Genomic DNA, 19,765 nt, shown 5'->3' on the forward strand with positions numbered 1-19,765 from the left:
GTTACCCCCGGCTCTTGAACTGCTGAACGGCGTTCAGGCTCGTGTTCAGGTTCGGCACCGCGACCGTCAGCGATGCGCCGTCAACCTGCTTGAGCAGATCCTCGACGGTCTGCGTGTCCTTCGACGCCTGATCGAAATACTTCCCGAGCGACGCCTGTGCGGCGTGCAGGTCGGCCTTCATCGCGCTGTCGTTGCGCGCCAGCAGCGACAGCCGTGCGGTCAGCAGGCGCAGCTTCACGTTCTCGCGCACGAAGTAGCCCTGGTCGGGCGACGCGAGCATCGCGTCCGCGTTGTCGATCCGGCGCACCTGCACGAGGCCCTTCAGTTGCTGGCCGAGGCCGGCCGAGAAGTCGTGCCACCACACCTTCCAGCGCGGCTCGCCGGCGGCGACCGACGACGCGGTGTCGGCCGGCGCGGCCTTCGGCGCCGCGTGCGGCACGATCGCCTCGCCGGACAGCGGCAGCGCGTCGATCCTGGCGATCGCGTCGTCGAGCTTGATCGCGAGGCCGGTGAGATCGGCGGTGGGCGCAGCCTTCAGCTTCTCGATGTCCAGCGCGAGCGCCTTGCGCACCGTGACGGCCTGCGCGCTCTGCGACGTCGCGAGACGCGCGTCGGCGTTCTGCAGCGCGATCAGCGCGAGTTGCGTGTTGCCGGTCAGTTGAAGCTGCTGGCTCGCGCTCGACAGCATCTGGTCGACCTCCTCGAGCATCCACGCGTCGCGGTTGCGCGACAGGTCCTGGTATTGCTGCTGCAGCGCCTGCTGCGCGCTCTGCGCATCGGCAAGCTTGCCGTCGAGCTGCGCGAGCTGCGTGTCGACCTGGTGCGTGCTGGCGAGCGCCTGCTCGGTCTTCAGCCGCGTTTCGGCCGCTTGCGCGTCGAGCGCCTTCTGGCGCGCGACGAAGGTGCCGTCGAGCCGGTCGATCTTGCGGTTCAGCGCGTAGCCGCCGACACCCGCCGCGCAGCCGAGCACGACGACGACGAACCACAGCACCGCGCTGCCGCCGCGGCGCGCACGCGGCTCGGGCGCGAGATAAGGGGGGCTGGACGGCGGTGCGGATGCAGGGGCCGGCTGGGAAGCGACGCTTTTGGAATCGTTGGTATCTGTCATGCGTTTAGTCACCGGTACGGCTGTCGCCGGTTGGACGGCCTCGTCGGCCATCGTTCGAAACGCGCGGACGATGCGCTCATCGCCCGCGCCGGTCAGCGTAATCCTATCAAAACCCAATGCCCGCGCGGTCTGCTCGATCCGCGGGTGCGGCGTGACGAGCGGCGCATGCTTGAGCGCATCGATCTCGGCCTCGTTCAGATGGGCCCGCGCAAGCTCGTGCAGGTTGCGCACGCCTTCCGAGCTCGTGACGAGCCACCCATGCGGCTGGCCGTCGAGCAACGCGTGCACGCGCTCCCATGCGCCGACGCGCGGCTCCGGCACGACGCGCCGGTACGCGGCCACGAGCGTGACATCCGCGCCGGCCTCGCGCAGGCGCTCGGCGAGCCATTCGCGCCCGCCGTCGCCGCGCACGATCAGCACGCGCTTGCCCGCGAGCGCCTGCGCGCCGCCGAACGCGACTTCGATGCTCGCGAACAGGCTTTCCGAATCGTAATGGGGCACGCCGCCGTCGGCCGGCGCCTGCGGCGCGATCACGCGATGCGCGGGCGCCGCGATGCCGTGGCGCTCGAGCGCCGCGACGCTGCCGGGCCCGACCACGCCGACCGGCAGCGCATTCGGCCAGATCGCGTCGTACCGCGCGAGCGCGCGGTCGATCGCGTTCGGCGACACGAAGATCACCAGCGCGTAGTCGGCCAGCGCCGCGAACGCGGCGTCGAGCGGCGCCGGATCGTCGACCGGCGCGATATCGATCAGCGGGAATTCGAGCACGTCGCAGCCGGCATCGGCCAGTTGCGCCGCAAGCGCGTCGGACTGCCCGTCCGGACGCGTCAGGACAGCGGTGAACGCGCGCGCGCCGCCCGCCATCAGGCGTCGCCCTTGCCCGCGGCCTGCGAGCTCGCGAGCAGCGCCTGGACGATGTCGAGCGCGCCTTGCGCCTCGAGTTCGTCGGACACCGCGCGGCCGAGCGCGAGCGCATCGGCGACGGTCACGACCGCGCCGCATTCCTCGGCCGTCAGCACGCGCTTGCCGTCGGTGGTCGACACGCGTCCCGTCAGGTACAGCTCGCCCGCGCGCCACACCGCGTGCGCGGCGAGCGGCACCTCGCAACTGCCGCCGAGCGCGCGCGACACCATCCGCTCGGCCTCGACCGCGAGCGCGGTCTGCGGGTCGTGCAGCGGCGCGAGCCACGCGGCGACGTCGTCGCGGTGCGCGGCGATCTCGATGCCGAGCGCGCCCTGGCCCGCCGCGGGCGGGCTGGCCTCGACGTCGAGCAGCGCACGAATCCGCGCTTCGAGGCCGAGGCGTTTCAGGCCGGCGGCCGCGAGGATGATCGCCGCGTAGTCGCCGCGGTCGAGCTTCGCGAGCCGCGTGTCGAGGTTGCCGCGCAGCGGCAGGACCTCGAGATGCGGATAACGCGACCGCAGCATCGCCTCGCGACGCAGGCTCGATGTGCCGACGACCGCGCCGGCCGGCAGCGCGTCGAGCGACGCGTAGTCGTTCGACACGAAGGCATCGCGCGGGTCTTCGCGTTCCATGATCGCGGCGAGCGAGAAGCCGTCGGGCAGCGCCATCGGCACGTCCTTCAGCGAATGCACGGCGAGATCGGCGCGGCCGTCGGCCAGCGCGGCTTCCAGTTCCTTCACGAACAGGCCCTTGCCGCCGACCTTCGACAGCGTGCGATCGAGAATCTGATCGCCGCGCGTCGTCATCCCGAGGATTTTCACGTCACAAGCTGGATATAATTTGCGCAGCGCATCACGCACATGTTCGGCTTGCCACATCGCCAGGCGGCTCTCGCGCGAAGCAATCGTCAACGTCGCGGGCGGCTGTGCCTGCTGCGGCCCGGCCGCGGGGGTCTCGGAATTCATTGCTGGAACATCGAAGGACGGGATTGAAGATCGAACAATGGTAGCACGCACGCCCCGGCCCGCCCGGGCCCGGAGCCTGCGCCCGGCCTGCTTCCGCGCGGGTCGCGGCGCCGTTGTGCGGATGTGCCGCACGTAGCTGGTTGCTTGACCGCAGTTCCCGCAGTTTCCGCAGTTCCTTTTGACTCGAGCTTTCCCAAGGAAACCCATCGTGAAGTCTTCCGGATCGGCGCGTACGGCGCGCCGCAATGCTGCCTTGCCCTCCCCCGATGCCTCGACGGACACCGTCGCCACCGCCGCGAACGGCCGTGCGAAAACGGCAACGAAACCCACGGCAACGAAACCGAAAGACCCGATACGTCAGACAAAACGCACGACGAAAGCCACGAGCCCCGCCGCCCGCAATGCCGTCGCGCCGAAGGCCGGCACCCGCACGCGCGACGACAAGGACGGCCCGCTGTTCGAGGACATCCGCTTCCTCGGCCGCCTGCTCGGCGACGTCGTGCGCGAACAGGAAGGCGATACCGTGTTCGACGTGGTCGAGACGATCCGCCAGACCGCGGTGAAGTTCCGTCGCGAGGACGACAGCGAAGCCGCGCAGACGCTCGAGAAGAAGCTGCGCAAGCTGACGCCGGAGCAGACGGTGAGCGTCGTGCGCGCGTTCAGCTATTTCTCGCACCTCGCGAACATCGCGGAAGACCGTCACCACAACCGCCGCCGCCGCATCCACGCGCTGGCCGGCTCCGCGCCGCAGCCCGGCACGGTCGCGTACGCGCTCGACCAGCTGAAAACCACCGGCAACGCGTCGAAGCGCCTGCTGCAACGCTTCTTCGACGATGCGCTGATCGTGCCGGTGCTGACCGCGCACCCGACCGAAGTGCAGCGCAAGAGCATCCTCGACGCGCAGCACGACATCGCGCGCCTGCTCGCCGAGCGCGACCAGGAACTGACCGCGCGCGAGCGCCAGTACAACGAAACGATGCTGCGCGCGCGCGTGACCGCGCTGTGGCAGACGCGCATGCTGCGCGACGCACGCCTGACGGTGGGCGACGAGATCGAGAACGCGCTGTCGTACTACCGCGCGACGTTCCTCGACGAGTTGCCCGCGCTGTACGGGGACATCGAGGCCGCGCTCGCGGAGCACGGCCTGTCCGCGCGCGTGCCCGCGTTCTTCCAGATGGGCAGCTGGATCGGCGGCGACCGCGACGGCAACCCGAACGTGACCGCGGCGACGCTCGACGAGGCGATCAACCGCCAGGCCGCGGTGATCCTCGAACACTATCTGGAACAGGTGCACAAGCTAGGCGCCGAGTTGTCGGTGTCGAACCTGCTGGTCGGCGCGAACGACGCGGTGAAGGCGCTCGCGGCCGCGTCGCCCGACCAGTCGCCGCACCGCGTCGACGAACCGTATCGCCGCGCGCTGATCGGCATCTACACGCGGCTCGCCGCAAGCGCGCGCGTGCGTCTCGGCGAAGGCACGGTGCCGGTGCGCAGCGCGGGCCGCGGCGCGCCGCCCGTGCGGGCGATTCCGTACGAGGATTCCGAAGCGTTCGTCGCCGATCTGAAGGTGCTGACCGCGTCGCTCGACGAACACCACGGCGCGTCGCTCGCCGCGCCGCGTCTCGCGCCGCTCGTGCGCGCGGCGGAAGTGTTCGGCTTCCATCTGGCGAGCATCGACCTGCGCCAGAGTTCCGACATCCATGAAGCGGTGGTCGCCGAGCTGTTCGCGCGCGCGGGCGTCGAGGCCGACTATGCGGCGCTCGCCGAGGAAGACAAGCTGCGCGTGCTGCTCGCCGCGCTCGCCGATCCGCGCCCGCTGCGCTCGCCGTACCTCGAATACTCGGCGCTCGCGCAGAGCGAGCTCGGCGTGTTCGAGAAGGCGCGCGAGGTCCGCGCGCAATTCGGCGCGCGTGCGGTGCGCAACTACATCATTTCGCACACGGAAACCGTCAGCGACCTCGTCGAGGTATTGCTGCTGCAGAAGGAGACGGGCCTGCTCGAAGGCACGCTCGGCGTGCCGGGCAGCCATGCGAAGAACAGCCTGATGGTGATCCCGCTGTTCGAGACGATCCCCGACCTGCGCGACGCGTCGCGCATCATGCGCGACTACTTCGCGCTGCCGGGCATCGACGCATTGATCGCGCACCAGGGCGCCGAGCAGGAAGTGATGCTCGGCTACTCGGACAGCAACAAGGACGGCGGCTTCCTCACGTCGAACTGGGAGCTGTATCGCGCGGAACTCGCGCTCGTCGACCTGTTCCGCGAGCGCAAGATCACGCTGCGGCTGTTCCACGGCCGCGGCGGCACGGTCGGCCGCGGGGGCGGCCCGACCTACCAGGCGATCCTGTCGCAGCCGCCGGGCACCGTGAACGGCCAGATCCGCCTGACCGAACAGGGCGAGGTGATCGCGAGCAAGTTCTCGAACCCGTCGATCGGCCGGCGCAACCTCGAGACGGTCGTCGCCGCGACGCTCGAGGCGTCGCTGCTGCCGCAATCGAACGCACCGGCGCAGTTGCCCGCGTTCGAGGCCGCGATGCAGACGCTGTCCGATTCCGCGATGGCCGCGTACCGCGCGCTCGTCTATGAAACCCCGGGCTTCACCGACTACTTCTTCTCGTCGACGCCGATCACCGAGATCGCCGAGCTGAACATCGGCAGCCGCCCGGCGTCGCGCAAGCTGCAGGACCCGAAGCAGCGCAAGATCGAGGATCTGCGCGCGATTCCGTGGGGCTTCTCGTGGGGCCAGTGCCGGCTGCTGCTGACCGGCTGGTACGGCTTCGGCAGCGCGGTCAGCGCGTATCTCGACGGCGCGCAGGACGACGCCGAGCGCGCGAAGCGCGTCACGTTGCTGAAGAAGATGAACAAGACCTGGCCGTTCTTCGCGAACCTGCTGTCGAACATGGACATGGTGCTCGCGAAGACCGATCTCGCGGTCGCGTCGCGCTATGCGCAGCTCGTGTCCGACCGCAAGCTGCGCAAGCACGTGTTCGAGCGGATCGTCGCGGAATGGGAGCGCACGTCGCGGGCGCTCGCGGAAATCACCGGGCAGGAAGGCCGCCTCGCGACCAACCCGCTGCTCGCGCGCTCGATCAAGAACCGCTTCCCGTATCTCGATCCGCTCAATCACCTGCAGGTCGAGCTGATCAAGCGTCACCGCGCGGGCGACACGAACGCGCGGCTGCGCCGCGGGATTCACCTGACGATCAACGGGATCGCTGCCGGCCTGCGCAACACCGGCTGATTCCGCGGGCGCCGGGTGTGTTCGGCGCCAGCCGGAATCACGAAAGTCGCGATACGCGTTCATGCGTATCGCGGCTTTTTTCATGCGGCGACGAAATGGCGCAACGGCAAAGCGGCGCGGCGCGCGCCGCACGCTCAGTGCGCGTCGATCAGCAACGCATCGTGCTCGAACGAACCGTCGGGCTGCACCGCGTAATAGGTGCGCACCTCGTCGGGCGCATGCGCCCACAGCGCGCGGATGCCGGCGACGCTGTCGGCCGGCGTGCGAATCCGCTCGACCCACGTATCGAAATCGATCGGCAGCCGCCAGCGGCTGTGCACCTGCGCGTCGAAACCGGCTGCGCGGAACATCGCGAGCCATTCGTCCGCGCGGTAGTCGCGCACGTGCGACGCGTCGCGCAGCACTTCCGCGGCCTGCAGGTACGTATCGAGCAGCGGATGGTCGTTGCCGGCGATGTCGATCATCAGCACACGGCCGCCCGGCTTCAGCACGCGGCGCACCTCGGCGAGCGCCGCGCGCATGTCGTGCCAGTGGTGCGCGCTCATCCGGCTCACGACCCAGTCGAACGTCGCGGTGTCGAACGGCAGCCGCTCGGCCGGCCCCTGCTGCGTGCGGACGTTCGCGAGCCCGCGTTCGCGCGCGGCCGCTTCGACGGTCGCGAGCATCGGCGCGGCGAGATCGTACGCGACCACGTCGCGCACGTGCGGAGCGACCGCGAAGCTCGCGTGGCCGGCGCCGCAACCGAGGTCGAGCACCGCGGCGTCGGGCGTCGCGCTCACCGCGTCGGCGAGCGTCTGCAGGTCGGCGCCCGTCGCATGAACCGTGCTCGTCAGATAGGCGGCGGCCGTCGTGCCGAATGCGTCGGCGACCTGGTCGTGGTGTTTCATCGTTCGCTCCTTTCCTTGATGCAGTCGGCCGATCCCGGCGCTTCAGCGCGCGATCCGGCCCCGTGCATCGCATTGTGTGGGACGCCCGCTGCCCTGCCAGCGCGCGAGCCGCTACAATAGGCCTGCGCTTGTACCAGTACAAGTTAAGTAGTTATTCTGGTATTCGATCCACCTGTCTGATCGTTCGATCGTTGCCGCGTTTTCGCTTCCACTTCGCCGTTTCCGCATGAACCAGCCGTCCTCCGCCCCCGTCCCGCCGCTCGACGCCACGCCCGCCCGCGCGCTCGGCGAATTCATCCGCGCCCACCGCGAGCGGCTGTCGCCGCAGGCGGTCGGCCTGCCGCCCGGCCCGCGCCGCCGCACGCCGGGGCTGCGGCGCGAGGAAGTCGCGCAACTGTGCGGCGTGAGCCCGACCTGGTACACGTGGATCGAACAGGGCCGGCCCGTGTCGGCCTCCGCCGACGCGCTCGCCCGGATCGCCGTCGCGCTACAGCTGTCGAAGGCCGAGCGCGCGTACCTGTTCGAGCTGGCCGCGCAGCGCGACCCGGCCGAGCCCGACGTCGCGGGCGGCGACCTGCCGCCGACGCTCGCCGCCACCGTCGCGGCCATCGCGACGCCAGCCTACGTGCTCGATCGCCAATGGAACGCGCTCGCGTGGAACGCGCCGGCCGCCGCGCTCTTTTCCGGCTGGCTCGACGACGAGCACGACCGCAACCTGCTGCGCTTCACGTTCATGTCGCCGGCCGCACGCACGCTGATCGTCGACTGGGACACCCGCGCGCGGCGGCTCGCGGCCGAATTCCGCGCCGATGCGATCCGCCACCTGACCGACGCGCCGACGCGCGCGCTGATCGACGCGCTGACCACCGGCAGCGACGCGTTCGCACAGTACTGGGCGTCGCAGGACGTGTTCGAGCGCGAAGGCGGCCTGCGCGAATTCGACCATCCGGCCGATGGCCGTCTGGTGTACCAGCAGATCACGCTGAAGCCCACGCACCGCGAGGACCTGAAGCTCGTCGTGCTGGTGCGCGACTGAGCGCGCCGGCCCCCGCGCCGGCGGCGGTCGGCCGGCCCGCGAATGTTAGAATCGCGGGATTCCCTCGGCGGCTCACGGCCGCCCAACTCCCCTTCGAAGAATCGCCATGACGTCCCAACTGCACAAAAAGGGCGAGGCCTGGTCGGCCCGCTTCTCGGAACCGATGTCGGAGCTGGTCAAGCGCTACACGTCGTCGGTGTTTTTCGACAAGCGCCTCGCGCTCGTCGACATCGCCGGCTCGCTCGCGCACGCGAACATGCTCGCCGCGCAGAAGATCATCAACGCCGACGACCTCGCCGCGATCGAACGCGGGATGGCGCAGATCAAGGGCGAGATCGAGCGCGGCGAATTCGAATGGCAGCTCGACCTGGAAGACGTCCACCTGAACATCGAGGCGCGCCTGACCGCGCTGATCGGCGATGCCGGCAAGCGCCTGCACACGGGCCGCTCGCGCAACGACCAGGTCGCGACCGACATCCGCCTGTGGCTGCGCGGCGAGATCGACCGCATCGGCGGCCTGCTGAACGACCTGCGCGGCGCGCTGATCGACCTCGCGGAACAGAACGCCGATACGATCATGCCCGGCTTCACGCACCTGCAGGTCGCGCAGCCGGTCACGTTCGGCCACCACCTGCTCGCGTACGTCGAGATGTTCACGCGCGACGCCGAACGCATGCGCGACTGCCGCACCCGCGTGAACCGCCTGCCGCTCGGCGCGGCCGCGCTCGCGGGCACGAGCTACCCGATCGACCGTCACGCGGTCGCGAAGACGCTCGGCTTCGACGGCATCTGCGCGAACTCGCTCGACGCGGTGTCCGATCGCGACTTCGCGATCGAATTCACGGCGGCGTCCGCGCTCGTGATGACGCACGTGTCGCGCTTCTCCGAAGAACTCGTGCTGTGGATGAGCCCGCGCGTCGGCTTCATCGACATCGCCGACCGCTTCTGCACCGGCAGCTCGATCATGCCGCAGAAGAAGAACCCGGACGTGCCCGAGCTCGCGCGCGGCAAGACCGGCCGCGTGAACGGCCACCTGATGGCGCTCCTCACGCTGATGAAGGGCCAGCCGCTCGCGTACAACAAGGACAACCAGGAAGACAAGGAACCGCTGTTCGACACGGTCGACACCGTCGCCGACACGCTGCGGATCTTCGCCGAGATGGTCGCCGGCATCACCGTGAAGCCGGACGCGATGCGCGCGGCCGCGCTGCAGGGCTTCTCGACCGCCACCGACCTCGCCGACTACCTGGTCAAGCGCGGCCTGCCGTTCCGCGACGCGCACGAAGCCGTCGCGCACGCGGTGAAGATCTGCGACGACCGCGGCATCGACCTCGCCGACCTGACGCTCGACGAGATGAAGCAGGAACTGCCGAACGTCGCGCACCTGATCGGCGACGACGTGTTCGGCTACCTGACGCTCGAAGGGTCGGTCGCGAGCCGCAACCATCCGGGCGGCACCTCGCCCGATCAGGTGCGTGCGGCCGTCAAGGCGGCCCGCGCCGCGCTGGCCAAGTAACGGCCTGCGGTTCCGGACGGACGCCTTCGGCGTCCGTTTTTCATTCGGGCGGCCCTCGCGCCGCCCGCTGCTTTCCCCGCTTCACGGATGCCCCCGATGACCTTTTCCGCCGCGCTCTTCGACATGGACGGCCTGCTCGTCGATTCCGAGCGGACCATCATGAACACGTGGATCGACGTGTCGAATGCGCACGGCGTCGTGCTGACCGAGATCGATTACCTGCAGATCGTCGGCCGGTCGTTCGCCGAGGGCCAGGTGATCCTGGCGCGGTTGATCGGCGACCCCGATACGTTCGACGCGGTGCGCATCCGCGTGCGCGAGCAACTCGCCGCCCCCGAACCCCATCCGAAGTTTCCGCTGAAGCCGGGCGCGCTCGAGCTGCTCGAAACGCTCGCGCGGGCGGGCATTCCGTGCGCGGTCGCGTCGTCGTCCGCGGGCGACGTGATCCGCGCGCGGCTCGGCGCGGTCGGCGTGCTGCCGTTCTTCCGTGCGATCGCGGGCGGCGACGAAGTCGCGCGCGGCAAGCCCGACCCGGCCGTCTACCGGCTCGCGGCCGAGCGTCTCGGCGTGCCGGCCCACGCGTGCGTCGCGTTCGAGGACAGCGACTTCGGCGCGCAGTCGGCCGCCAGCGCGGGTGCTGCCGTCGTCACCGTGCCCGACCTGAAGGCGCCGACGCCCGAGATCGTCGCGCTGAGCCTGCACGTGCTCGCGTCGCTCGACGATGCGGTCGCGCTCGTGCCGTCGTGGTTCGGGCTGCAGGGCACGTCGCAGCCCGCGTAGGCCCGCGTAGGCAATACGCCGCGCCATGCAAAACGGGCACCCGAGGGTGCCCGTTTCGTCGTGTCGCCCACTCGAAAGCGGCGCGTCCTTTACCGGTTGCCGGCCGTCTCCGACAGCCGCTTCATCGTCGCGATGCGCGCACCGATCAGGTCGACGCGTCCGTCCTCGCCGACGAGCGGCGCCGTCGCATCGCGGAACGCCACCCACGCGCGCTGCGCGCGCACGAGCGTCGCGGCCGAATGCGCGGGCATCTTGCGGCGCAGCTTCTGGTAATAGCGGTTCAGGTCGAACAGCGCGTGTTCGCACGCGGCGTCCTGCACGCACGGCCGCACGCGGCGGATCGCCGGATCGCGCGACGCATTCGCCGGCTTGGCGCCAGCCGGCGCACCCGCACCACCGCCCTGCGCACCGCTCGTCGCCGCGACCGGCACGGCTGCCGGCGGCGGGGCATAGCGATCGGCCGCCCCGCGCAGCGCCAGCGCGCGATCGCGCACCGGCTGCAGCTGCAGGTCGGCGCTCGACATCGCATATGCGGTGCCGCGCGTCGTGTCGTACACGGCCTTCAGCAGCAGCACTTCGTCCTTGCGCCACGTGAGCCAGCGGCGCTGGCTGTCCTGCCAGCCGCGCTTCGCGTCGGCCGGCGCATCCTTCGACAGGCGCTGGTACGCGCCGTCCATCACTGCCTGCCACTGCTGCTGCGCTTCGCCCATGCACTGGATCTGCCCGGCCGGCGACGACCGGTCGCGCCGCGCGAGGCATTGCCGCATCGCGACATCGATCGGGTCGGCCGCCGCGACTTCCGCGTGGGCGACGCCCGCGCCCGCGAGCCCCGCCAATCCTGCCGTCCAGACGACGAGCGCGGCCAGCGCCGCGCGCATCGTCCGGAATCGTCCGCGCGGCGCCATCAGTCGCGCACGCAGTCGACGAAGTACTCGACGCGGCCGTTCACCTCTTCCGCGACGAGGCCGTGGATGTCGGTGTGGAAGCCCGGGAAACGCTCGTTGAAGTCGCGCGCGAACCGCAGGTAGTTCACGATCGTCTTGTTGAAGCGCTCGCCCGGAATCAGCAGCGGGATGCCCGGCGGATACGGCGTGAGCAGGATGCTCGTCACGCGGCCTTCGAGCTCGTCGAGCGGCACGCGGTCGATCTTGCGGTGCGCGAGCTTCGCGAACGCGTCCGACGGCTTCATCGCCGGCTCCATGTCCGACAGGTACATCTCGGTCGTCAGGCGGGCGATGTCGTTCGCGCGGTACACGTCGTGGATCTGCGTGCACAGGTCGCGCAGGCCGACGCGCTCGTAGCGCGGATGCTGCGCGACGAATTCCGGCAGCACGCGCCACAGCGGCTGGTTGTTGTCGTAGTCGTCCTTGAACTGCTGCAGCTCGGTCACCATCGAGTTCCAGCGGCCCTTCGTGATGCCGATCGTGAACATGATGAAGAACGAGTACAGGCCGGTCTTCTCGACGATGATCCCGTGCTCGGCCAGGTACTTCGTGACGATCGCGGCCGGAATGCCGGTCTCGCCGAACTCGCCGTCGACGTCGAGCCCCGGCGTGATGATCGTCGCCTTGATCGGGTCGAGCATGTTGAAGCCTTCCGCGAGCGGGCCGAAGCCGTGCCAGTGGTCGTTCGGCTTCAGCATCCAGTCCTCGCGCGAACCGATGCCTTCCTCGGACAGGTTGTCCGGGCCCCACACGCTGAAGAACCAGTCGTCGCCGTACTCGGCGTCGACCTTGCGCATCGCGCGGCGGAAGTCGATCGCCTCGGCGATCGATTCCTCGACGAGCGCGGTGCCGCCCGGCGGCTCCATCATCGCGGCCGCGACGTCGCACGACGCGATGATCGCGTACTGCGGGCTCGTCGACGTGTGCATCAGGTACGCCTCGTTGAAGCGGTGCTTGTCGAACGTGCGGTTCTCCGAATCCTGCACGACGATCTGCGACGCCTGCGAGATGCCCGCGAGCAGCTTGTGCGTCGAGTGGGTCGCGAACACGAGCGCGCCCGTGCGCGGACGGCCGTCGCCGATCGCGTGCATGTCGCGGTAGAAATCGTGGAACGTCGCGTGCGGCAGCCATGCTTCGTCGAAGTGCAGCGTGTCGAGCAGATCGCCGAGCAGGTCCTTGATCATCTCGACGTTGTACACCACGCCGTCGTACGTGCTCTGCGTGATCGTCAGGATGCGCGGCTTCATGTCCGGGTTCTGGCGCATCGCCTCGCGCGCGAACGGGTTCGCCTCGATCTTCCTGCGGATGTTCTCCGGCTTGAATTCGTCGCGCGGGATCGGCCCGATGATGCCGAAATGGTTGCGCGTCGGCGTGAGGAACACCGGAATCGCGCCCGTCATCGTGATCGCGTGCAGGATCGACTTGTGGCAGTTGCGGTCGACCAGCACGATGTCGCCCGGTGCGACCGTCGCGTGCCAGACGATCTTGTTCGACGTCGACGTGCCGTTGGTCACGAAGAACAGGTGATCGGCGCTGAAGATGCGCGCCGCATTGCGCTCGGACGCCGCCACCGGGCCGGTGTGGTCGAGCAGCTGGCCGAGTTCGTCCACCGCGTTGCAGACGTCCGCGCGCAGCATGTTCTCGCCGAAGAACTGGTGGAACATCTGGCCGAGCGGGTTCTTCAGGAACGCGACGCCGCCCGAGTGGCCCGGGCAGTGCCACGAGTACGAGCCTTCGTCCGCGTACTTGACGAGTTCCTTGAAGAACGGCGGCGCGAGCGAGTCGAGATAGACCTTCGCTTCACGGATGATGTGGCGCGCGACGAACTCCGGCGTGTCCTCGAACATGTGGATGAAGCCGTGCAGCTCGCGCAGGATGTCGTTCGGCAGATGGCGCGACGTGCGCGTCTCGCCGTACAGGAAGATCGGGATGTCCGCGTTGCGGCGGCGCACTTCGGTGACGAACGCGCGCAGCTCGATGATCGCGGTCGCGAGCTCGGGCAGCTCGCCGTCCGGGCCGGTTTCGCCGAGCATGAGTTCGTCGTCGTCGATCGACAGGATGAAGCACGACGCGCGGCTCGATTGCTGCGCGAACGACGTCAGATCGCCGTAGCTCGTGAGGCCGAGGACTTCGACGCCCTCCTTCTCGATCGCTTCGGCCAACGCCCGGATGCCGGAGCCCGAGATGTTCTCGGAGCGGAAATCTTCGTCGATGATGACGACGGGGAAACGAAACTTCATGGGCGATTCTCCAAAAAGAACGACCGCGGCGCGTCACGCGCAGCGGTCACCCGGAAACTGGTGAGACGTTATGCAACCAGATCAGGTTTTCGGCAGCGTGACACCGCGCTGCCCCTGATACTTGCCGCCGCGATCGGCGTACGACACGTCGCACACCTCGTCGCTTTCGAAGAAGAGCACCTGCGCGACGCCTTCGTTCGCGTAGATCTTCGCGGGCAACGGCGTGGTGTTCGAGAATTCCAGCGTGACGTAGCCTTCCCACTCGGGTTCGAACGGCGTCACGTTGACGATGATCCCGCAGCGCGCGTAGGTCGACTTGCCGAGGCAGACGGTGAGCACGGTGCGCGGAATGCGGAAATATTCGACGGTGCGGGCCAGCGCGAACGAGTTCGGCGGGATGATGCACACGTCGCCCTTGAAATCGACAAACGAACCCTCGTCGAAGTTCTTCGGATCGACGATCGTCGAGTTGATGTTCGTGAAGATCTTGAATTCGTCCGCGCAGCGGATGTCGTAGCCGTAGCTCGACGTGCCGTAGCTGACGATCCGGCGGCCGTCCTCGGACGCGCGGACCTGATCGGGCACGAACGGCTCGATCATCTTGTGCTCTTCGGCCATGCGCCGAATCCATTTGTCGGACTTGATGCTCATATCGGGGCGCCTGGAAACGCTGCGTGACGGTCAGGGGAGGGCCGCTCGCGCAAGGCGGCGGCCGGGAAAGGCGGACATTTTACGCGATCATCGGCTCACGCACGCGGCGGCCGTCAACGGATCACGCCGCAGGCCAGCGCGGGCCCCGCGCCATGCTGCGGAAACGCCGGGTCGCTCGAGTCGCGGTGCACCAGCGCCGCGCGGTTCATCGCCGAGCGCACGCCGTCGAGGGCCAGATCGGGCGCGACGATGAAGCCGGCCGCGACGCCGTTCGCATCCGCATGGATGTTGCCGAGATCGCCGGCGACGCGCGCGCCGGCGCGCAGCCGGTCGGCGGCCGGCGCGAACACCTGGCCGGCGCTCGAGCCGTCGCCCGCGTTGCAGTCGCCGCGCTCGTGCACCTGCAGCGCGTGATCGCTGTTCGGCGGCAGGCCGACCAGGTTGTAGGTGACCTGCACACCGTCCGGGCGCTCGACGAACGTCACCGCGCCGCGCGCCTGCGCGCCGACCGTCGGCTGCAGTTGCGCGTCGGCCCGTTTTTCGTGCGACGAGGAAAAGGAGGTACAGCCGGCCAGCAGGCCCAGCGCGGCGGCGGCCAGCAGCGCGCGCCGCGCGCGGCCGGCGCGCACGCCGTGATGTCGTTGTTTCATTCGATCCTCATGCCGGCTGGCGACCGTTTGACACGACGGCCGCGCCGGGCGGGTAAAGGGACCCGGGAAAAGTCGCCATGATACCGCGCCTCGCGGCGCCGTAAACAGCGTGAGGCCCCGCCCCGCAAGGGTTTTACGTATTTTGAACAACGATCGACGGGAACTTCGACGTCATGTCGCGCGATCGCTCGGCAATCGCCAGCGCGACCCCGCGCGCGATGTCGCGGTAGCGACGCGCGAGCGCACCGTCCGGCTCGGCCGCGACCGTCGGCGTGCCGCTGTCGGCCCGCTCGCGGATCGCGATGTCGAGCGGTAGGCTGCCGAGCACGTTCACGTCGTAATCCTTCGCCATCCGTTCCGCCCCGCCGGCGCCGAAGATGTGCTCCTCGTGGCCGCAGTTCGAGCAGATGTGGATGCTCATGTTCTCGACGATGCCGAGGATCGGAATCCCGACCTTCTCGAACATCTTCAGTCCCTTCTTCGCATCGAGCAGCGCGATGTCCTGCGGCGTCGTGACGATCACCGCACCGGTGACGGGCACGCGCTGCGCGAGCGTGAGCTGGATGTCGCCCGTGCCCGGCGGCATGTCGACGATCAGGTAGTCGAGCTCGCGCCAGTTGGTCTGGCGCAGCAGTTGCTCGAGCGCCGACGTCGCCATCGGCCCGCGCCACACCATCGGGTTGTCTTCCTCGATCAGGAAGCCGATCGAGTTCGCCTGCAGCCCATGGCCGACGAGCGGGTTCATCGACTGGTTGTCCGGCGACTCGGGGCGCTGGCCGTGGATGCCGAGCATCGTCGGCAGCGACGGGCCGTAGATGTCGGCGTCGAGAATGCCGACCGACGCGCCTTCCGCGGCGAGCGCAAGCGCGAGGTTGACAGCCGTCGTGCTCTTGCCGACGCCACCCTTGCCCGACGCGACCGCGACGATGTTCTTCACATTCGGCAACAGCTTCACGCCGCGCTGCACCGTATGCGCGACGATCTCCTGCGACACGGCGACGCGTGCGCCGCGCACGCCCGGCACGGCCTGGAGCGCCGTGGCGACGCGTGCGCGCACGTCATCGTGCTGGCTGCGCGCCGGATAACCGAGCACCACGTCGAGCGCCACGACATCGCCGTCGATCGCGACGTTGCGCACGCCCTTGTTCGCCGCGTACGGGCGGCCGGTATTGGGGTCGACGACTGCCGCCAGCGCGGCGTCGACTTGTGCCCGGTCAATGCTCATCAAAACTCCATGAAAACGTTTTTCTCGCGCGCAAACGTCAAAAAATATCAAATTACGCTGCGAAAATCGGGAAAAGTGAAAGAATCTGTTGCACGCCATTGCGCGAACGCGCGACCCGGCGCACTCTTCGCGTGCGGCATGCTATAGGGCCAAATCGGCCGCTCACCGCCTATATTGTAGAGGCTGACGCGTCGCGCTGCCCGAACAGCCACGCTGACGGACAGGGCATGCGACCGCCTCGGCGGCTGCCGCAAGCGCAGGCCGGCCCTCCTTTTTCGGACGGCCCGCGCAGGGAGCCATAACTGTTGTTTGTCGTCGTTGTCGACTCGTTCAACCAAGAGAGGAATCCAAGATGAACATGAAAATCGCGACTCGCCTGTCCGTATTCGCACTCGCCGGCGCACTGCTGGCAGGCTGCGCCACGCAGCAAGGCAACAATACGGCCGTCGGTACCGGCACGGGCGCGGCGCTGGGCGCGGGGATCGGGGCACTGGCCGGTGGCGGCAAGGGCGCGGCGATCGGCGCGGGCGTCGGCGCACTGGTCGGTGGCGTGACGGGTTACAACTGGCAGGCGATCAAGAACAAGCTCGCGCCGTCGGCAGCGCAGACGGGCACGCAGGTCACCGAGCAGCCGGACGGCTCGCTGAAGCTGAACGTGCCGAGCTCGGTCACGTTCGCGACGAACCAGTACGCGATCACGCCGGCGTTCACGCCGCTGCTGAACGACCTCGCGACGACGCTGAACCAGAACCCGCAAGTCACGGCGTCGATCGTCGGCTACACGGACAGCACGGGCTCGCAGCAGCTGAACCAGACGCTGTCGCAGAACCGCGCGCAAAGCGTCGTGAACGCGCTCGTGCAGCGCGGCGTGAATGGCGGCCGTCTGTCGGCGCAAGGCATGGGCCCGTCGAACCCGATCGCGGACAACGCGACCGAAGCCGGCCGCGCACAGAACCGCCGCGTCGAGATCTACCTGCGCGCGCCGCAACAGCATCAGTAAGCGCAACCACGAGGGGAATCGTGCGGGCATCCTGCCCGCACAGCCCCGCCGGATAAGGCTTTCGGCGGAGCCGGTAACAAATCGAAAAAATTTTCGAACTTCTGTCGCAGGCCGTGGTCAGTATTTACGGTACGTGGCTGGTGTTGCCGGCGCGTCACCATTCTCCTCTTGTCGTTGTTGCTCCGGGGCCGTATCCGCCCCGGTTTTTTTTGCCCGCAGAATTCATGCTGCGCCGCAGCATCGCGCCGCCGGGCGCGGCACTTGGGCGACCTCCTCCCTGCAGCCGGCCGGTCCACGGCACCCGCCCGCCGCGCGAGCCCGCGCCCCTGCTAGAATCGCAGTTTCCCGTCGTTTTTCCCGCTGTTCTTCTCCAGACCCTATGTCCGCATCCGACCTCACTTCCGTGCAGGCTGCGGCGCCGCAAGGCAGCCGCCAGATCCTCGTTACGTCCGCACTGCCCTATGCCAACGGGCAGATCCACATCGGCCACCTGGTCGAGTACATCCAGACCGACATCTGGGTGCGGACGCTGCGAATGCATGGCCATGAGGTCTACTACATCGGCGCCGACGATACGCACGGCACGCCGATCATGCTGCGCGCGGAGAAGGAAGGCCTGACGCCGAAGCAGCTGATCGACCGCGTGTGGACCGAGCACAAGCGCGACTTCGACAGCTTCGGCGTGTCGTTCGACAATTTCTACACGACCGATTCGGAAGAAAACCGCGTGCTGAGCGAGAACATCTATCTCGCGCTGCAGGAAGCCGGCCTGATCGCCGAACGCGAAATCGAGCAAGCCTACGATCCGGTCAAGGAAATGTTCCTGCCGGACCGCTTCATCAAGGGCGAGTGTCCGAAGTGTCACGCGAAGGACCAGTACGGCGACAGCTGCGAGGTGTGCGGCTCGACCTACCTGCCGACCGAACTGCTGAATCCGTATTCGGTCGTGTCGGGCGCGACGCCGGTGCGCAAGACCTCGAAGCACTACTTCTTCCGCCTGTCCGACCCGCGCTGCGAATCGTTCCTGCGCGAGTGGGTGAGCGGCCTCGCGCAGCCCGAAGCGACCAACAAGATGCGCGAATGGCTCGGCGACGCCGGCGAATCCAAGCTCGCCGACTGGGACATCTCGCGCGACGCGCCGTACTTCGGCTTCGAGATCCCCGGTGCGCCCGGCAAGTATTTCTACGTGTGGCTCGACGCGCCGGTCGGCTACTACGCGAGCTTCAAGAACCTGTGCGAGCGCAACGGCATCGATTTCGATGCGTGGATCCGCCCGGGCTCGAAGGCCGAGCAGTACCACTTCATCGGCAAGGACATTCTGTACTTCCACACGCTGTTCTGGCCCGCGATGCTCGAATTCTCGGGCCACCGCACGCCGACCAACGTGTTCGCGCACGGCTTCCTGACGGTCGACGGCGCGAAGATGTCGAAGTCGCGCGGCACGTTCATCACCGCGCAGAGCTACATCGACACCGGCCTGAACCCCGAGTGGCTGCGCTACTACTTCGCCGCGAAGCTGAACGCGACGATGGAAGACATCGACCTGAACCTCGACGACTTCCAGGCGCGCGTGAACAGCGACCTCGTCGGCAAGTACGTGAACATCGCGAGCCGCGCGGCCGGCTTCCTGATCAAGCGTTTCGACGGTCGCGTGCAGGACAGCGCGATGAATCATCCGCTCGTCGCAAAGCTGCGCGATGCGATTCCACAGATCGCCGCGAGCTACGAAGCACGCGAATACGGCCGCGCGCTGCGCCACACGATGGAGCTCGCGGACGAAGTGAACGCGTACGTCGACGGCGCGAAGCCGTGGGATCTCGCGAAGGACCCGGCCAACGCGGTCGCGCTGCACGAAACCTGCAGCGTGAGCCTCGAGGCCTTCCGCCTGCTGTCGCTCGCGCTGAAGCCGGTGATGCCGCGCGTGGCCGTTGCGGTCGAGGCGTTCTTCGGGATCGCGCCGCTCGCGTGGGCCGACGCCGCGAAGCCGCTGTCGTCGGCGCAACCGATCAAGGCGTACCAGCACCTGATGACGCGCGTCGATGCGAAGCAGATCGAAGCGCTGCTCGCCGCGAACCGCGATTCGCTGCAGGCCGAGGCAGCCGGCGCGGCCGCCGCGGGCGCCAATGCCGCGAAGGATGCGAAGAGCAACGCGAAGGCGAGCGCGAAGCCGGCGGCCGTGAACGGCGCCGACGACGCACCGATCTCGATCGACGATTTCGCGAAGATCGATCTGCGCATCGCGAAGATCGTCGCGTGTCAGGCGGTCGAAGGCTCGGACAAGCTGCTGCAGCTCACGCTCGACGTCGGCGAGGAAAAGACCCGCAACGTGTTCTCGGGCATCAAGTCCGCGTATCAGCCCGAGCAGCTCGTCGGCAAGCTGACGGTGATGGTCGCGAACCTCGCGCCGCGCAAGATGAAGTTCGGCCTGTCCGAAGGGATGGTGCTCGCCGCATCGGCCACCGACGAGAAGGCGGAACCGGGCCTCTACATCCTCGAACCGCACAGCGGCGCGAAGCCCGGCATGCGCGTGAAGTAAGCGCAACGCGCAGCTGCTGCTTGCGCAAAAAAAGCCCCGCACGACTTGCATCGTGCGGGGCTTTTTTATCGCTGCCCGGTATGCCG

The 19,765-nt window shown here is 68.3% G+C and carries 14 protein-coding genes; 6 read left to right on the plus strand and 8 right to left on the minus strand.

All coding sequences use genetic code 11. The features are described from left to right. Nucleotide 1 precedes the first annotated feature (1 nt). Together hemDX and hemC are read right to left on the minus strand one after the other, a co-directional pair. A complete protein-coding gene (gene hemDX / locus JMF86_RS12020) occupies nucleotides 2-1,972 on the minus strand; it encodes a fused uroporphyrinogen-III synthase HemD/membrane protein HemX (RefSeq protein ID WP_054928040.1) in 1,971 nt (656 codons plus the stop codon). Next, the gene (gene hemC, locus JMF86_RS12025; RefSeq protein ID WP_011545947.1) at nucleotides 1,972-2,976 is read right to left on the minus strand and encodes a hydroxymethylbilane synthase; all 1,005 of its coding nucleotides are present in this window, start codon (nucleotides 2,974-2,976) and stop codon (nucleotides 1,972-1,974) included. The genes hemDX and hemC overlap by 1 nt, the downstream gene beginning before the upstream one ends. A gap of 208 nt (nucleotides 2,977-3,184) precedes the next feature. Between hemC and ppc the strand changes: the two genes are divergently transcribed. Continuing rightward, the gene (ppc, locus tag JMF86_RS12030; RefSeq protein ID WP_027805226.1) at nucleotides 3,185-6,214 is read left to right on the plus strand and encodes a phosphoenolpyruvate carboxylase; all 3,030 of its coding nucleotides are present in this window, start codon (nucleotides 3,185-3,187) and stop codon (nucleotides 6,212-6,214) included. A 134-nt stretch (nucleotides 6,215-6,348) separates the two neighbouring features. Here ppc and JMF86_RS12035 read toward each other — a convergent pair whose 3' ends face one another. Next, on the minus strand, nucleotides 6,349-7,101 hold the full coding sequence (locus tag JMF86_RS12035) for a class I SAM-dependent methyltransferase (protein WP_011545949.1): 753 nt from the start codon (nucleotides 7,099-7,101) through the stop codon (nucleotides 6,349-6,351). 226 nt (nucleotides 7,102-7,327) lie between these two features. Here JMF86_RS12035 and JMF86_RS12040 point away from each other — a divergent pair, with 226 nt between their 5' ends. The 3 genes from JMF86_RS12040 (at nucleotide 7,328) to JMF86_RS12050 (ending at nucleotide 10,433) form a co-directional block, all read left to right on the plus strand. After that, a complete protein-coding gene (locus JMF86_RS12040; RefSeq protein ID WP_011545950.1) occupies nucleotides 7,328-8,137 on the plus strand; it encodes a helix-turn-helix transcriptional regulator in 810 nt (269 codons plus the stop codon). A 106-nt stretch (nucleotides 8,138-8,243) separates the two neighbouring features. After that, nucleotides 8,244-9,653, plus strand: coding sequence for an argininosuccinate lyase (gene argH, locus JMF86_RS12045; protein WP_011545952.1), 1,410 nt, complete (start codon nucleotides 8,244-8,246; stop codon nucleotides 9,651-9,653). A 96-nt stretch (nucleotides 9,654-9,749) separates the two neighbouring features. Beyond that, nucleotides 9,750-10,433, plus strand: a complete 684-nt coding sequence (locus JMF86_RS12050; protein WP_041489236.1) for an HAD family phosphatase — start codon at nucleotides 9,750-9,752, stop codon at nucleotides 10,431-10,433. Between the two features lie 89 nt (nucleotides 10,434-10,522). Here JMF86_RS12050 and JMF86_RS12055 read toward each other — a convergent pair whose 3' ends face one another. The 5 genes from JMF86_RS12055 to apbC all read right to left on the minus strand — a co-directional run bounded on the left by JMF86_RS12055 (nucleotide 10,523) and on the right by apbC (nucleotide 16,143). Then, on the minus strand, nucleotides 10,523-11,338 hold the full coding sequence (locus JMF86_RS12055; protein WP_011545954.1) for a lysozyme inhibitor LprI family protein: 816 nt from the start codon (nucleotides 11,336-11,338) through the stop codon (nucleotides 10,523-10,525). After that, nucleotides 11,338-13,617, minus strand: a complete 2,280-nt coding sequence (locus JMF86_RS12060; protein ID WP_011545955.1) for an arginine/lysine/ornithine decarboxylase — start codon at nucleotides 13,615-13,617, stop codon at nucleotides 11,338-11,340. The genes JMF86_RS12055 and JMF86_RS12060 overlap by 1 nt, the downstream gene beginning before the upstream one ends. An 81-nt stretch (nucleotides 13,618-13,698) precedes the next feature. Then, complete coding sequence (dcd, locus tag JMF86_RS12065; protein ID WP_006398615.1) at nucleotides 13,699-14,268, minus strand: dCTP deaminase; 570 nt, start codon at nucleotides 14,266-14,268, stop codon at nucleotides 13,699-13,701. 113 nt (nucleotides 14,269-14,381) lie between these two features. Further along, complete coding sequence (sodC, locus tag JMF86_RS12070; protein ID WP_011545956.1) at nucleotides 14,382-14,918, minus strand: superoxide dismutase [Cu-Zn]; 537 nt, start codon at nucleotides 14,916-14,918, stop codon at nucleotides 14,382-14,384. A gap of 133 nt (nucleotides 14,919-15,051) precedes the next feature. After that, nucleotides 15,052-16,143: an iron-sulfur cluster carrier protein ApbC gene (gene apbC, locus JMF86_RS12075; protein WP_011545957.1), complete on the minus strand. Its 1,092-nt coding sequence runs from the start codon at nucleotides 16,141-16,143 to the stop codon at nucleotides 15,052-15,054. Nucleotides 16,144-16,495: 352 nt separating this feature from the next. Here apbC and JMF86_RS12080 point away from each other — a divergent pair, with 352 nt between their 5' ends. Beyond that, complete coding sequence (locus JMF86_RS12080) at nucleotides 16,496-17,143, plus strand: OmpA family protein (RefSeq protein ID WP_006478111.1); 648 nt, start codon at nucleotides 16,496-16,498, stop codon at nucleotides 17,141-17,143. Nucleotides 17,144-17,522: 379 nt separating this feature from the next. Beyond that, the gene (gene metG, locus JMF86_RS12085; protein ID WP_011545958.1) at nucleotides 17,523-19,679 is read left to right on the plus strand and encodes a methionine--tRNA ligase; all 2,157 of its coding nucleotides are present in this window, start codon (nucleotides 17,523-17,525) and stop codon (nucleotides 19,677-19,679) included. Nucleotides 19,680-19,765: the final 86 nt, after the last annotated feature.

It is taken from the genome of Burkholderia sp. E168m15 (assembly GCF_016586105.1).
Taxonomy (GTDB): Bacteria; Pseudomonadota; Gammaproteobacteria; order Burkholderiales; family Burkholderiaceae; genus Burkholderia; species Burkholderia orbicola.

Excerpts from the sequence above, each read along its gene's own strand:
- JMF86_RS12040 (WP_011545950.1), top strand. The coding sequence starts at position 7,328 with ATGAACCAGCCGTCCTCCGCCCCCGTCCCGCCGCTCGACGCCACGCCC.
- argH (WP_011545952.1), top strand. The coding sequence starts at position 8,244 with ATGACGTCCCAACTGCACAAAAAGGGCGAGGCCTGGTCGGCCCGCTTC.
- JMF86_RS12050 (WP_041489236.1), top strand. The coding sequence starts at position 9,750 with ATGACCTTTTCCGCCGCGCTCTTCGACATGGACGGCCTGCTCGTCGAT.
- dcd (WP_006398615.1), bottom strand. The coding sequence starts at position 14,268 with ATGAGCATCAAGTCCGACAAATGGATTCGGCGCATGGCCGAAGAGCAC.
- JMF86_RS12035 (WP_011545949.1), bottom strand. The coding sequence starts at position 7,101 with ATGAAACACCACGACCAGGTCGCCGACGCATTCGGCACGACGGCCGCC.
- apbC (WP_011545957.1), bottom strand. The coding sequence starts at position 16,143 with ATGAGCATTGACCGGGCACAAGTCGACGCCGCGCTGGCGGCAGTCGTC.
- JMF86_RS12055 (WP_011545954.1), bottom strand. The coding sequence starts at position 11,338 with ATGGCGCCGCGCGGACGATTCCGGACGATGCGCGCGGCGCTGGCCGCG.
- metG (WP_011545958.1), top strand. The coding sequence starts at position 17,523 with ATGTCCGCATCCGACCTCACTTCCGTGCAGGCTGCGGCGCCGCAAGGC.
- sodC (WP_011545956.1), bottom strand. The coding sequence starts at position 14,918 with ATGAAACAACGACATCACGGCGTGCGCGCCGGCCGCGCGCGGCGCGCG.
- hemDX (WP_054928040.1), bottom strand. The coding sequence starts at position 1,972 with ATGGCGGGCGGCGCGCGCGCGTTCACCGCTGTCCTGACGCGTCCGGAC.
- JMF86_RS12060 (WP_011545955.1), bottom strand. The coding sequence starts at position 13,617 with ATGAAGTTTCGTTTCCCCGTCGTCATCATCGACGAAGATTTCCGCTCC.
- hemC (WP_011545947.1), bottom strand. The coding sequence starts at position 2,976 with ATGAATTCCGAGACCCCCGCGGCCGGGCCGCAGCAGGCACAGCCGCCC.
- JMF86_RS12080 (WP_006478111.1), top strand. The coding sequence starts at position 16,496 with ATGAACATGAAAATCGCGACTCGCCTGTCCGTATTCGCACTCGCCGGC.